Annotated in this window: 12 protein-coding genes; 4 read left to right on the top strand and 8 right to left on the bottom strand. The window is 67.4% G+C overall.

Translation table 11 applies throughout. The features are described 5' to 3' along the window. Positions 1–58: 58 nt before the first annotated feature. From ACN0TP_RS05710 to ACN0TP_RS05700, 3 genes are all read right to left on the bottom strand, one after another. Positions 59–484 carry a DUF3151 domain-containing protein gene (locus ACN0TP_RS05710; RefSeq protein WP_417217595.1) on the bottom strand — a complete coding sequence of 142 codons (426 nt, stop codon included), beginning with the start codon at positions 482–484 and terminating at the stop codon, positions 59–61. A gap of 2 nt (positions 485–486) precedes the next feature. Next, a complete protein-coding gene (gene fbaA, locus ACN0TP_RS05705; RefSeq protein ID WP_417217593.1) occupies positions 487–1,509 on the bottom strand; it encodes a class II fructose-bisphosphate aldolase in 1,023 nt (340 codons plus the stop codon). 95 nt (positions 1,510–1,604) lie between these two features. Beyond that, positions 1,605–2,951, bottom strand: coding sequence for a lipase family protein (locus ACN0TP_RS05700; protein ID WP_417217591.1), 1,347 nt, complete (start codon positions 2,949–2,951; stop codon positions 1,605–1,607). 267 nt (positions 2,952–3,218) lie between these two features. On the opposite strand from ACN0TP_RS05700, the gene ACN0TP_RS05695 reads away from it, so the two are divergent. Beyond that, positions 3,219–5,246: a PhoX family protein gene (locus tag ACN0TP_RS05695; RefSeq protein ID WP_417218217.1), complete on the top strand. Its 2,028-nt coding sequence runs from the start codon at positions 3,219–3,221 to the stop codon at positions 5,244–5,246. A 1-nt stretch (position 5,247) separates the two neighbouring features. On the opposite strand, the gene ACN0TP_RS05690 is transcribed toward ACN0TP_RS05695, so the two are convergent. Then, on the bottom strand, positions 5,248–5,925 hold the full coding sequence (locus ACN0TP_RS05690; protein ID WP_417217589.1) for a TrmH family RNA methyltransferase: 678 nt from the start codon (positions 5,923–5,925) through the stop codon (positions 5,248–5,250). Positions 5,926–6,115: 190 nt separating this feature from the next. Here ACN0TP_RS05690 and ACN0TP_RS05685 point away from each other — a divergent pair, with 190 nt between their 5' ends. From ACN0TP_RS05685 to ACN0TP_RS05675, 3 genes are read left to right on the top strand one after another with little or no spacing between them, the layout of a single operon-like run. Further along, positions 6,116–7,309: a TerC family protein gene (locus ACN0TP_RS05685; protein WP_417217587.1), complete on the top strand. Its 1,194-nt coding sequence runs from the start codon at positions 6,116–6,118 to the stop codon at positions 7,307–7,309. 43 nt (positions 7,310–7,352) lie between these two features. Next, on the top strand, positions 7,353–8,399 hold the full coding sequence (locus tag ACN0TP_RS05680) for a magnesium and cobalt transport protein CorA (protein WP_417217585.1): 1,047 nt from the start codon (positions 7,353–7,355) through the stop codon (positions 8,397–8,399). A 56-nt stretch (positions 8,400–8,455) separates the two neighbouring features. Beyond that, positions 8,456–9,247 (top strand): HAD-IIA family hydrolase, encoded by a 792-nt coding sequence (locus ACN0TP_RS05675; protein WP_417217583.1) that lies wholly within the window; start codon positions 8,456–8,458, stop codon positions 9,245–9,247. On the opposite strand, the gene ACN0TP_RS05670 is transcribed toward ACN0TP_RS05675, so the two are convergent. The 4 genes from ACN0TP_RS05670 to uxaC are packed head-to-tail and all read right to left on the bottom strand — an operon-like array spanning position 9,244 to position 13,900. Beyond that, on the bottom strand, positions 9,244–9,792 hold the full coding sequence (locus ACN0TP_RS05670; protein WP_417217581.1) for a gluconokinase: 549 nt from the start codon (positions 9,790–9,792) through the stop codon (positions 9,244–9,246). The genes ACN0TP_RS05675 and ACN0TP_RS05670 overlap by 4 nt on opposite strands. Further along, the gene (manD, locus tag ACN0TP_RS05665) at positions 9,789–11,018 is read right to left on the bottom strand and encodes a D-mannonate dehydratase ManD (protein ID WP_417217579.1); all 1,230 of its coding nucleotides are present in this window, start codon (positions 11,016–11,018) and stop codon (positions 9,789–9,791) included. The genes ACN0TP_RS05670 and manD overlap by 4 nt, the downstream gene beginning before the upstream one ends. A 27-nt stretch (positions 11,019–11,045) precedes the next feature. Continuing rightward, positions 11,046–12,494, bottom strand: coding sequence for a mannitol dehydrogenase family protein (locus ACN0TP_RS05660; protein WP_417217577.1), 1,449 nt, complete (start codon positions 12,492–12,494; stop codon positions 11,046–11,048). Next, positions 12,491–13,900 (bottom strand): glucuronate isomerase, encoded by a 1,410-nt coding sequence (gene uxaC, locus ACN0TP_RS05655; RefSeq protein ID WP_417217575.1) that lies wholly within the window; start codon positions 13,898–13,900, stop codon positions 12,491–12,493. The genes ACN0TP_RS05660 and uxaC overlap by 4 nt, the downstream gene beginning before the upstream one ends.

Here is a 13,900-nt window from a genome sequence, read left to right as displayed (position 1 = left end):
CTCCCCATCGCGGCATCGTCACGTGCCCCATCCACGCCTACGGCGTGAACCGCGAGAACTATTTTCCTGCGGCGATCTGTTCAGCTGCCGTCGGGTCGGAATCATGAAGGAACTTGCCGATGCGATCAACCTCGGTGGCCTCGCCGATGGCAGCGGCGGCCCGCTGCAGCGCGTACAGCGAACGCAGGAAGCCACGGTTGGGTTCGTGCGAATACGGGACCGGACCCTGGCCGCGCCAACCAGCGTGGCGCAGGGCGTCCAGTCCGCGGTGGTAGCCCACGCGTGCATACGCGTAGGACTCCACCGTGCGGCCGTCGTCGTACGCCTCGTCGGCCAGCAGCGACCAGGCCAGCGACGAGGCCGGGAACCGGGCCACGACATCGACCGGTTCGTCACCGGCGGCAAGCCGTGCGTCGACCTCTTCGTCAGGGGTCAGCAGGGTCTCGGGAATGCCGAGGAGATTGCGTCCGAGTTCGTCGCTCATCGTTACTTCAGGCTCCGTCCGGCCGAGCCCAGGCGCTGGGCGGCTTCGACGACGCGGGCCGCCATGCCGGTCTCTGCGGAAGCCCCCCAGACGCGCGGATCGTAGGTCTTCTTGTTCCCCACTTCGCCGTCGATCTTCAGCACGCCGTCGTAGTTGGCGAGCATGTGTCCGGCCACCGGACGGGTGAAGGCGTACTGCGTGTCGGTGTCGATGTTCATCTTGATCACGCCATAGGAGACGGCGTCGGCAATTTCCTGCTCGGACGAACCGGACCCTCCATGGAAGACGAGGTCGAAGGGCTTGTCCTTGCCCAGCTTCGAACCCACCTCGGCCTGGATGTCCTTGAGGATTTCCGGACGCAGCTTCACTCCGCCGGGCTTGTAGACGCCATGCACGTTGCCGAAGGTCAGCGCCGTGATGTAGCGCCCGTTCTCGCCGGCGCCGAGCGCGTCGATGGTCGCCAGGGCGTCCTCCACCGTGGTGTAGAGCTTGTCGTTGATGGCGTTTTCCACGCCGTCCTCTTCACCGCCAACGGTCCCGATCTCCACCTCGAGGATCTGCTTGGCCGCGGCCGAGCGGGGCAGCAGTTCGGCGGCGATCCGCAGGTTCTCCTCCAGGGTTTCGGCAGATCCGTCCCACATGTGGGAGTTGAAGATCGGGTCGCGCCCGGCCTTCACCTCGGCCTCGGAGGCTGCCAGCAGCGGCAGCACGAAGCCCTGGAGCTTGTCCGCTGGACAGTGGTCGGTGTGCAGGGCGATGTTCACGCCGTAGCTCTTCGCCACTTCCTTCGCGAAGGCGGCGAAGCCCAGCGAGCCGACCACCATGTCCTTGACGGACGAACCCGACCAATAGGCCGCGCCTCCGGTCGAAACCTGGATGATGCCGTCGGACTCTGCCTCGGCGAAGCCGCGGATGGCGGCGTTCAGGGTTTGCGAGGACGTCACGTTCACCGCGGGGAAGGCGTAGCCGTCCGCCTTCGCCGCGTCGATCATGGCGTTGTACTTCTCGGGGGTTGCAAGAGGCATGCTGACTCCTTCATGAGTTGGGCAGGGAGTAGACATCGTTGGCTACGGCCCATCCTACCGATATGCGATCAGCGCCACACCCGCAGATTACGCCCTTAGATCCGCCAGCAGCTGGAGAGCTGGCGCTTCCCCTCGAACCGTTGCTTCAGGAAGATCATGGCCGCGGGCATCGCAGCGACATAGCCACCGATATGCGTCGGGCCGGCCGTCGTGTTCCACGAGACGTTGGCGCCTTGGGCGCACCAGCGCTTGGCCAGGTCGCGTCCTGTCTTGTAGGGGATGACGTCATCGAGCAGGCTGTGGGACAGCAGCACCGGGACCTCCGGCTTGCGTCCGTTTCCGATTTCCTGGTCGGCAATGGCCGCCTTGAACGCACCTGCGGCCATGACGGTTTCCAGGGGTTCGCCGGAACGCGTGAGGTTCCTCGTGTCGAGGAAGGCGTGCTTGCCCAGCGCCTCGATGGTGCAGTCGCCTTCGGCGCCTTCGAGCTCTTCGATCCCCGCGGCGTTGAGGTACCCGGTCGGATCCAGGTCGGCGGTCGCGCCGAGGCCGGAGACCGCGTACATCAGGAACGCGGTGTAGAGGCTGCGGTCCAGGTTCCTGGCCACGGAGACGAGGTCCGCCGGAACAGCCCCGGCGTAGGCGCCCTTGAGATTGAGCCCCGGCGCATACCGGGGAGCAAGCTCGGCTGCCGCCGCGCTGGCGCCGCCGCCCTGGGAGTACCCCACGAAGGCGACGGGGTTCCGGGCCCCGATGCCCGGGAGCCCGAGCCGCTGGAGGGCGCGCACCGAGTCGATCACCGCATGCCCCTGGGAGGCGCGCCCCATGTAGGTGTGCTTGCCGGGTGTCCCCAACCCCTCGTAATCGGTGATGGCCAGCGCATAGCCGGCGTCCAGCAGCGCGGAGATCATTGGGCCCTCATACTCCTGGCCGACGCCCATCTGCCGGGACGGGGCACATTTGTCCGCCACGCCCTGGGTGCCGACCGCGTACCCGATGACCGGGCGGGGGCCCATGCCGCTCCACTCCTTGCGCGGGACCAGGACGGTGCCGGTGACGGCCATCGGCTGGTCGTTCGCGTCGGTGGACTTGTACATGATGCGCGTTGCAGTGGCCGCCGGACGGATGAGCTTGATGGGATCGAGGAAGAAGTCAGCGGACTCGCTGCGCACGGGTGAGCCGTTGGCCGTGGGGAGTGTCGCCGGTGGGGTGTAGAAGTCCGTATCTACCGTTTGGGCCAACTGTTCGAGGGCATCCTGCCGCCTCACGTCTCCGCCGGATGCTGCATCCGAGGTCTCGATGGACGATGGGTCGGCGCCGGATGTTCCGGCCGGCGCGGCGACAGCCATTCCGGTGCCGGAGAGCAACAGCGTGGACGCGGCGAGGCAGGACAGGGCCAGGCGAAGTCGCTTGCGGGCCGCGGCGGGGTGGGCAGGGGTCATGTTCGCTCCTTTGCGAGGGGGTCGCGATCCGACGTCCACGGGGGATGTCTCGACGCGATCCAGTTATTACCAACGAGTAACAAGTGATCCGCATCACAGGGTATGCCAGGAATCCTCCGCGCGGAAGACCCGGTGCGAATTCCTGCAGTTCACGGGGCGTTCAACTGCGCGGCCCCGGGGATTCAGCCGGGCCTGACAGGGTGGTCCCGATCCTGCACCGTCGATGGAAGGCCCCTCGTGAACGCCGATACCCAGACATTCCTGCCCATGCTCGGACATACGCGCGGCAAGCGCAGCCCCGTGACCTGCGCGCTGAAGTGCGACAACGCCTGCTCCAAGGCCGTCTGCAACACCTCGTCGAACAGCTACTTCCGCGACATCGCCTCGGCGGAATTCTCCCGCCGTTCCGCACTCGGCGTGGGCGCCGCCGGCGCCCTGGCCGCCGCGGTCGTCGTCGTCGGTGGCGCTGATCCCGCAGCAGCCGCAGGCGTCGCGGCCAAGAAGCACCAGCCCGGCAAGCTGGCCTTCGACGCCATCAAGCCGGTCGACGCCAAGATCGACGTCTTCGACGTCCCCGAGGGCTTCGAATGGGCACCGTTGCTACGTTGGGGCGACCCCCTGTTCAACCGGTCCCCGGAGTTCGACTTCGAGAACCAGACGCCCAAGGCCCAGGCCCAGCAATTCGGCTACAACAACGACTACACCGACATCATCCGGTCCAAGAACGGCAAGAAGGGCGTCCTCGTGTGCAACCACGAGTACGTGAACCCGGAGATCATGTTCCCCGCCGCACCGGCCAACGCCGCGGAGGAACGCCAGCGCCGCAACATCTTCCGCAACGCGGTCGGGCTGAGTGTCGTGGAGCTGAAGCGCAAGGACCGCGGCCAGCCCTGGGACTACGTCCGCGGCGCCCACAAGAACCGCAGGATCACGCTGGACACCGAGTTCGAACTGACCGGCCCGGCCATGGGCTCGGACCTGCTCAAGACCAAGCGTGATCGCCGCGCCCGCTTCGTCGAGGGCACGCTGGGCAACTGCTCCGGTGGCACCACCCCGTGGGGCACGATCCTCTCCGGCGAGGAGAACTTCAACGGGTTCTTCCGCACGGCGGGCACCTCGGCCGAGGACAAGCGCTACGGCTTGGAGAACAAGGCGACGGCCATGGGCTGGGAGCTCGAGGACCCGCGCTTTGACGCCCGCAGCGAGGACTTCGCCAACGAGCCGCACCGTTTCGGCTACATCGTGGAGATCGATCCGGAAAACCCGAACTCCACGCCTGTCAAGCACACCAGCCTGGGCCGCTTCAAGCACGAGGGCGCGAATGTCATCGTCGCCGACAACGGGCACGTGGTGGCCTACATGGGCGATGACGAGCGGTTCGACTACCTCTACAAGTTCGTTTCCAAGCGCAAGTACCGCAAGAACGACCGCCGCCACAACCTGACCCTGCTGACCGAGGGTGACCTGTTCGTGGCCCGCTTCAGCGGTACATCGGAGGCCGAGATCGACGGTTCGGGAGACGTGCCATCCGACGGGAAGTTCGACGGCTCCGGCCAGTGGATCCCCCTGGTGGAAGACGGCAAGTCACGCGTGAAGGGGATGAGCGTCGAGCAGGTCCTCGTCTTCACCCGCCTGGCCGCCGACGAGGTCGGCGCCACGAAGATGGACCGTTGCGAGGATGTGGAGCCGAGCCTGAAGTCCGGCAAGATCTACGTGGCCTGCACCAACAACTCCAACCGCGGCGTCGGCTCCAACGCAAAGGCCGACGAGGCCAACCCACGCACCGAAAACCGCGACGGGCACATCGTGGAGATCACCGAGCGTCGCGGGGACCACACCTCCACCCGCTTCAACTGGGACCTGCTGATGCTCTGTGGCGATGCGGCACAGGGCGACGCGACCTACTTCAGCGGCTTCCCGGCCGACCAGGTCTCCCCGATCTCCTGCCCGGACAACGTCGCCTTCGACAGCGAGGGCAACCTGTGGATCTCCACCGATGGCGCCCCGGACGGCATCGGCTACAACGATGGCTTGTTCAGGGTCACCGTGGACGGCAGGAACCGCGGCAAGGTCGAGCAGTTCCTGTCGGTACCGCGTGACGCCGAAACCTGTGGGCCGGTCATCCACGACGACGAGTCGATGGTCTTCGTGGCCGTCCAGCACCCGGGCGAGGAAGGCTCGTTCACCGAGATCCACTCGTACTTCCCGGACTACGTGCCCTCCGAGGCACGCCCGGCGCCCGGCGAGGTCAGGGCCCCGCGTCCTGCCATCGTGCAGGTCTACGCCACGCAGTAGGTCAGCCCACCGGCTGGGAGAAGACGTGCCGGCGGATCCAGGCGTGCATGGCGATGGCCGCGGCGGACGCTGCGTTGATGGAACGGGTGGAGCCGAACTGCTCGATGCTCAACGTGGTCTTCGCCGCGGCATGCACCTCGTCGCTCAGCCCGGGGCCTTCCTGGCCGAACACCAGCACACAGTTGCGCGGCAGGTCATAGGTCTCCAGCTGCTCGGAGTCGGGGAAGATGTCGATCCCGATGATCTCCAGCCCCTCCCCCGTCGCCCAGGCGGTGAAGTCGGCGACGGTCGGGTGGTGGCGTACGTGCTGGTAGCGGTCGGTGACCATCGCCCCGCGGCGGTTCCACCGGCGTCGTCCGATGATGTGGACCTCCTTGGCCAGGAACGCGTTGGCGGTGCGCACGACGGTGCCGATGTTCATGTCGTGCTGCCAGTTCTCGATGGCGATGTGGAAGTCGTGGCGGCGGGTGTCCAGATCGGCGACGATCGCCTCATGCAGCCAGTAGCGGTACTTGTCGGCGACGTTGCGGCGGTCCCCGTCGCGCAGCAGCACCGGATCCCAGTGCCCGCCGTCGGGCCAGGGACCCTCCCAGGGGCCCAGGCCGACCTCGGGCACCGCGGCGTCGGGAAGGGAGGGGTCGGAAGGTGCGGCCTCGGGCCGGGATGCTGGTTCGTCCACCGTGCCAGCGTAGTCCGCTCGCGGAGCCGCCGCCCGTTCCGGTAAGATGGGGACATCGTGAGGGAGTATCCCCCCGCGCCGAGGTCGTCAACACGCAGGGTTCCGCAACCCCGCCGGCCGAGGCGGACGGCGTCGAGGTGACGCCGGCGGAGAGACTCGCGGCCCGACAGCATCATGCAAAGGACCCTCCGTGACCGTTCCCCTGTGGATCTGGCTTCTGACCATCGTCGTCATCCTCGGCCTGCTGGCCTTCGACTACTTCTTCCACATCCGCAAGGCCCATGTGCCGCAGCTGAGGGAAGCCGCGATCTGGTCCTCCATCTATGTCGGCATCGCCGTCGTCTTCGGCATCGCGGTGCTGGTGTTCGGCGGGGGGACGATGGGCGGTGAGTACTTCGCCGGCTACATCACGGAGAAGGCCCTGTCGGTGGACAACCTCTTCGTGTTCCTGGTCATCATGGCCAGCTTCAAGGTCCCCCGCGAGGACCAGCAGAAGGTGCTGCTCTTCGGCATCGTCTTCGCCCTCATCGCGCGCACCGGCTTCATCTTCGCCGGTGCAGCGCTGATCAACACGTGGTCGTGGATCTTCTACATCTTCGGGCTGATCCTGCTGCTCACCGCCGGGAACCTGCTCAAGCCCGGCGGCCACGAGGACGACCAGGCGAACAACGTCATCATCCGGCTCGCCCGGCGCTTCATGCACACCTCCGACGACTACGACGGCGACAAGCTCCTGACCGTGGTCAACGGCAAGAAGGCGCTGACGCCCATGCTGCTGGTCATGGTCGCGATCGGCGGAACCGACATCCTGTTCGCCCTCGATTCGATCCCCGCGATCTACGGGCTGACCCAGAACGTCTACATCGTCTTCACCGCCACCGCCTTCTCGCTGATGGGCCTGCGCCAGCTGTACTTCCTGCTCGACGGGCTCCTGGACCGGTTGATCTACCTGTCGATCGGCCTAGCCGCCATCCTGGCCTTCATCGGCGTCAAGCTGTTCCTGCATGCGCTGCACGAGAACAACCTGCCGTTCATCAACAACGGCGAACACGTCGACGTCCTGGAGATCACCACCGGCTTTTCCCTGTCGGTGATCATCGGCATCCTGGTCCTCACGGTGGTCGCCTCGCTGGTGTCCAAGGCGGGCAAGGCGCAAACGGCAATCAACAACGCCCGCCGCCACGCGGAAAGCTACCTGGACCTCGGCTACACCGACGATCCGGCCGAACGCGAACGGATCTACCAGCTGCTGCTGGAGGAGGAACGGGGCATCGAGGCGATGGACCAGAAGTACCGCGACCAGGCCAAGGACGTCGAGGCGATCCGGGCCCAGGTGGCAGCTGTCCACGCACGCCACGACGAGCTGGGCACGGCAACCCGCTGAGATCCGGCCGCCACGGTGGCAGACTAGTGCGCTGGAGGTGGTCATGGCGATTATCGATAACGGGATCTACGTCAACGGTCAGCGGGTCCAGGACCCGGCCGAGCTGGGGCACACGGTGCAGCGGATGCGCGAGCACTCCGGCATGGCGTGGCTGGGTCTCTACCGGCCCAGCGAAGAGGAGTTGCAGGCGGTCGCCGACGAGCTGGGGCTCCATGCCCTGGCCGTCGAGGACACGCTGAAGGGCCACCAGCGCGCCAAGCTGGACCACTACGGCGACCACTCGCTGCTGGTGTTGCGTCCGGCCCGCTACCTGGACGACGTCGAAAAGGTCGAGTTCGGGGAACTGCACGTCTACATCGGCGAGGACTTCGTCGTCACCGTCAGGCACGCCGAATCCCCCGACCTGGCCAAGGTCAGGCACCGGATGGAGCAGGAGGAACCCGACCTGCTGGCCCTGGGGCCGCGGGCCGTCTTGTATGCGGTCGTCGACCAGGTCGTCGACGAATACGAGCCGGTCGTCGACGGGCTCTCCAATGACATCGATGAGATCGACGACCAGCTCTTCTCCGGCAATCCGGATGTCTCCCGGCGCATCTACGAGCTCTCCCGGGAGGTCATCGAGCTGCAACGCGCGACGTTGCCCCTGGAGCGGATCCTGACAGTGCTGCGCCGGGACCTCGGCGACGGGCAACCGATCGAGGGCATCGAGCGGGCGGCCCGCCGGGGCACCACCGACGAGGGGATCCTGGAACTGGACCACCGGATGGTCGACGTCCAGGACCACGCCATCCGCGTCTCGGAGCGCATCGCCTCCTTCCGTTCGCTGTTGGCCAACGCGCTGTCGCTGAGCTCGACGCTCGTCTCCCAGCAGGCCGCCGAGGCCGGCGTCGCCCAGAACGAACAGATGAAGAAGATCTCCTCCTGGGCCGCGATCCTCTTCGCCCCCAGCCTGATCGGCAGCGTCTACGGGATGAACTTCGAGAACATGCCCGAACTCGCCTTCCCGTGGGGCTACCCGGCGGCGCTGGTCCTCATGCTGGGGCTGAGCGTCGGATTGTATGTGGTGTTCAAGCACAACAAATGGTTGTAGGACCGCGATAGCGTGAACCCAGGACCAAGCAGAGCCACCCGGCAGAAGAGGCTGAGATGAAACACGACGAACGCACCCCCGCAGACATCGAATGCTGGCTCACCGACATGGACGGCGTGCTGGTGCACGAGGAGCGCGCCATCCCGGGGGCCGCCGAGATGATCGAGCGCTGGGTGGCTACCTCCAAGCGCTTCCTGGTGCTGACCAACAACTCGATCTACACCCCGCGCGACCTCTGCTCGCGTCTGGAGTCCTCCGGGCTGGTCATCCCGGAGGAGAACATCTGGACCTCTGCCATGGCCACGGCCGAGTTCCTGCGGCGCCAGGCGCCCGGTGGCAAGGCGTTCGTCATCGGCGAGGCCGGCCTGACCACTGCCCTGCACGACGCCGGTTTCATCCTCACGGACCGGGACCCGGATTTCGTGGTGCTCGGAGAAACCCGCACCTATTCGTTCGAGGCCATCACCCAGGCGATCCGGCTGATCTCCAACGGAGCACGGTTCATCACCACGAACCCGGACGCCACCGGCCCCTCACCCGAGGGCCTGCTGCCGGCCACGGGATCGGTGGCCGCCCTGATCAGCGCCGCGGTGAACCGCCAGCCCTACGTCGTGGGCAAACCCAACCCGATGATGTTCCGCTCCGCCCTGAACCGCATCGAGGCCCACTCGGAGACCACGGCGATGATCGGTGACCGGATGGACACCGACATCGTCGCGGGCATGGAAGCGGGCCTCTACACGGTCCTGGTCCACACGGGCATCACCCAGCCGGCAGACATCGAGCGCTTCCCGTTCCGTCCCGACGCCGTCTACCCGTCGGTGGCCGAACTGCTGGACCAGATCTAGGAACCCAACCAGGCCGCCGCGTCGGAGGCCAGCTGTGCCGGGCTGTCGGCGATGTCGAACATGCGCCCTGCCTCGTCGGGGGCGAGCTTCTCAAGGGTCGCCAGCTGGGAATCGAGCAGGCTGGCGGGCATGAAGTGGCCCGGCCTGACCTGCATGCGTTCGCGCAGCAGCTCCTCGGTGCCGTGCAGGTGCACGAACCGGGTGTCCGGCGCGGCGGCGCGGATCAGGTCACGGTAGGAGCGCTTGAGCGCTGAGCAGCCGATGACCAGGGTCCGGCCGGCGGCCGCAGCCTGGCCGAGCTGGACGCCGATTTGCCGCAACCACGGTTCACGGTCCTCGTCGTCCAGCGCGATCCCGGCACTCATCTTCTCGATGTTCGCCTGCGGGTGCAGGGCGTCGCCGTCGACGAACGTGCCGTCGAGTTCGGTGGCCAGCAGGGCCCCGACAGTGCTCTTTCCGCACCCCGAGACACCCATGACGACCACGCGGTCCCCGGGCACCGGCGTCGTTCCCTGTCCTGCTGCTTCGCCCATGACGGCGCTCACCAGTCGTGGACCGTGCCGTCGATCAGACGGTTGTAGGGCAGGTAGGCCTGCTGGTAGGGGAACTTGGCGGCGGCCTCGACATCGAATTCGACGCCGATGCCCGGCGCGTCGCCCGGGTGCAGGTAGCCGTCGGTGAAGGTCATCGACTGGTGGAAGACCTCGTTGGTGGCGTCGGAGTGCTGCATGTACTCCTGGATGCCGTAGTTGTGGATCGCCAGGCCGACGTGCAGCTGGGCCGCGAAGCCGATCGGGGAGATGTCGGTGGGGCCGTGGAAGCCCGACTTGATCTGGTACTGGGCGGCGTAGTCCATGACCTTCTTCAGCGGCGAGATGCCACCGAAGTGCGTCGAGGCGGCGCGCACGTAGTCGATGAGCTGTTCCTTGATGATCTGCTGGAAGTCCCACACGGTGTTGAAGATCTCGCCGATGGCCAGCGGGGTGGTGGTGTGCTGGCGGACCAGGCGCAACCCCTCCTGGTTCTCCGCTGGGGTGCAGTCCTCGAGCCAGAAGAGGTCGTAGGGTTCGAGCGACTTGCCCAGTTTGGCGGCCTGGATGGGGGTCATGCGGTGGTGGCCGTCGTGCAGCAGCGGGATCTCGGGGCCGAATTCGTTGCGGACCGCCTCGAAGACGGTGGGCAGGTGGCGCAGGTAGGCGCGGGTGTCCCAGTCCTCTTCCTGCGGGAAGGCGCCGCGGCCGGCCGGCTCGTAGTCATAGCGTTCCCCCGAGGACTGGGCCTGGGCCGCCACGCCGTATACGGCCTTGATGCCCGGGATGGCGGTCTGCACGCGGATGGACTTGTAGCCCAGTTCCAGGTGCTCGCGGATCGAGTCGAAGAGCTGCTCGGTGTCGGTGCCGGAGGCGTGGCCATAGGCGCGCAGGCCGCGGCGGGAGGCTCCGCCCAGCAGCTGGTAGACCGGCAGGTTCGCGACCTTGCCCTTGATGTCCCACAGGGCCATGTCCACTGCGGCGATGGCCGCCATGGTGATCGGCCCGCGACGCCAGTAGGAGGAACGGTAGAGGAACTGCCAGGTGTCCTCGATGCGATGCGGGTCCTTGCCGATGAGCAGCTGGGCGACATGGTCCTTCAGGTAGCTGGCGACGGCGAGTTCACGGCCGTTGACGGTGGCGTCGCCGATGCCGACGAAGCCCTCGTCGGTTTCGACGCGCAGGGTGACGAAGTTGCGTGACGGGCTGGTCACGAAGACCTCGGCCTTGGTGATCTTCATGGGATGGGGTCCTTTCGGGGAAGGTGGTCAGCCGGTGAAGGTGCCGCGGAGGGCGTGGACTGCGGAGACGGTGTCCTGCTCGGAGGCCAGGGAGGCGTCGACGATGGCCAGCAACGCCGCCGTCTGCTCGGTGCCGGTGGATTCGGCCGCGTCGGCGATGGCCGTCGCGGCGGGATCGTGGATGTCCTCCCCGGCGGTCAGCTGGGCGTCGATGCGGTCCATCCAGGCGGCCAGCAGGCGCAGTGCCGCGCTCCCGTCGCGGTCATCGTCCCGCTCGGCGCGGTAGACGGGGACTGCACGGGCGGCCAGCTTCAGCGACCCGTCCATGCCGATCTGGGCCAGGTGGTGGGCGATCCGCGGGTTGGCGAAGCGTTCACGCAGTGCCGCCCGGTAGGCGGGGATATCCAGCTGCGGGTCCTGCAGGTGGTGGGCCGCCGCGTCCCAGAACTCCTCGATCCACCCGGCGACCCGCTCGTCGGCCAGGGCCTCGGAGACGGTGGCGTGCCCGCGCAGTGCCCCCGCGTAGGCCATGAGCGAGTGCGAGCCGTTGAGCAGCCACAGCTTGCGCCGTTCATACGGTTCGAGGTCCTCGACGAAAACGGCCCCGGCGGCTTCCCAGGCGGGACGGCCCGCGGGGAAGTCGCCGGCGAGCACCCAGGAGGTGAAGGGCTCGGTGACCACGGGGGCCACGTCGTCGTACCCGGTGGCCTCGCGCACGGCGTCGCGGTCGGCGTCGGTGGTGCGCGGGGTGATCCGGTCGATGGAGCTGTCCACAAACGAAACGTTCGCGTCGATCCACGCCGCGAGCAGCGGGTCGACCAGTTCGGCCAGGTCCAGCACCGAGGTGCGGGCCGCAGCCCCGTTGCCGGGGAGGTTGTCGCAGGAGACGATGGCGATGGGCCAGCCGTCGGCGGCGCGGCGTGCTGCCAGGCCGACCAGGAGGCGGCCGGCACTGGTGCGCACGATCCGCCCGTCCAGGCCACCGGTGCCCAACGTGAAATTCGACCCCTCGTAGTGGGCACGCAAGGCAGAGATGTCCGTGGCCACGAGTTCGTCGTCGGTGTTCAGCCGGGGGGACGCGCCCGCAGCACCGGGAGCCAGCCGGTAGCCGGCCTCGGTGACCGTCAGGGTGACGATGGCGATGTCCGGGTGGGCCATCAGGGTGGCGAGGGCCTGCAGGTCGGCACCGTCGTGGGCCTCGACCTCGGCACCGATGACCTCGTGGCGGTCACCGTCGGCGGCTCGTTCGACCAGCGTGTAGAGCCCGTGCTGTCCGGCCAGCTGCCGTGCCGCTTCCGGGCTGCGTCCGGTGAAGGCGGCAATGCCCCACCCGTCGCCGGCCCGTTCCGTATACCAGGCCTGGTGCGCCCGGTGGAAGGCGCCCAGGCCCAGGTGGACGATGCGCACCTTCGGGCGGTTGCCGACGTCGTAGGTGGTGGCGTTGAGCGGACGCGTGGCCGTTTCCGTGGCGCTCACAGCTTGAACGCCCGTCGTGGTGAACCGTCGACCAGATCGACGATGACCTCTGCGGCACGCTCCTCGGTGAGCCGGTGTTCGGCGACCAGGCGGGCCAGGAAGGCGGCCTCGGTACGCCGGGAGGCATCGTGCCGTGCGGGGATGGAGCAGAACGCGCGGGTGTCGTCGATGAAACCGGAGGACCGGGAGAAACCGGTGGTTTCGGTGACCGCCGAACGGAAGCGGAGCATCGCGTCCGGGGCGTCGAGAAACCACCAGGGGGCTCCGACGAACACCGCGGGGAAGAACCCGGCCAGCGGGGCGATTTCCCGGGAGAAGACCGTCTCGTCAATGGTGAACGGGATGAAGTGGAACCCCTCGGCGGTGCCGAAATCGGCCAGCAGCGGTTGCAGGCCCGTGGAGAAGTCGACGGCGAAGGGGATGTCGTGTCCGGTGTCGGGGCCGAAGCGTTCCAGGGTGCCCGGGTGCGTGTTGCGGTGCACGCCGGCATGCATGGTCATGACCAGTCCGTCGTCCAGTGCCATGGCGGCCTGCTGGTACATCATGTGGGCCTCGAAGGCGAGGCCCTCGGCGAACGTGGCCGTTCCGGCCAGCCCCTTGGCGAAGAGCGCGGCGGCCTCGTCGTGGCCGAGCTTGAGCGTGTTGGCGTTGTGTGTTCCGTGGTCGGAGGACACGGCTCCATGCTCGGCAAAGTACCGGCGGCGGCTGGCCAGTGCGGTGAGGTAGCCGTCGTAACCGGTGGCCCCGTCGCCGGCGGCCTGGATCAGCCGGTCCGCGTTGGCGGCAAAACCGTCCACCCAGAATTTCGTGTAGGCGTCGGGGCGGAAGGTCGGCAGCACGCGGGGGGCGAACGTGGAATCGGCGGCCAACGCGTCGTGGGCTGCCAGATCCGCCAGCGGGTCATCGGTGGTGGCCATGACCTCGATGCCGAACTGGTCCATCAGTGCGCGGGGGCGGAAACCGGGTTCATCGATCTTCTGCTGCAGCGCATCGTAGACCGCATCGGCGGTCTCCTCGCGGATGTCCAGGTCGTCGATCCCGAAGACGTCGACGAATTCCTGGCGTAGCCAATATCCCGAGGCCGTGCCGTCGTACAGGGGCCAATTCCGGCAGAACGTCCGCCAGGTCTCACGCGCAGAGGCTCCGGTGCAGCCGCCCACGCGCTGGTTTTCCAGCGGGACCCCGGCGGCGTGCATCAGCCGCGTGACGTAATGGTCGGGACTGATCAGCATGGCCGTGGGGTCGGGGAAGGGCACGTCATCGGCGATGATGGCGGCGTCCACATGACCGTGCGGGGAAATGATGGGCAGCGACTCCACCACGCCATGGAGGCGGCGGGCGACGTCCCGCACGCCGGGATCTGCCGGGAACAACCGGTCGGGGTGGTTGGCAATGGAAGAAGGCAT

This window comes from Arthrobacter sp. (genome assembly GCF_048266065.1).
Classification (GTDB): Bacteria; Actinomycetota; Actinomycetes; order Actinomycetales; family Micrococcaceae; genus Arthrobacter_H.
This window is presented reverse-complemented; position numbering and strand designations above follow the sequence as displayed.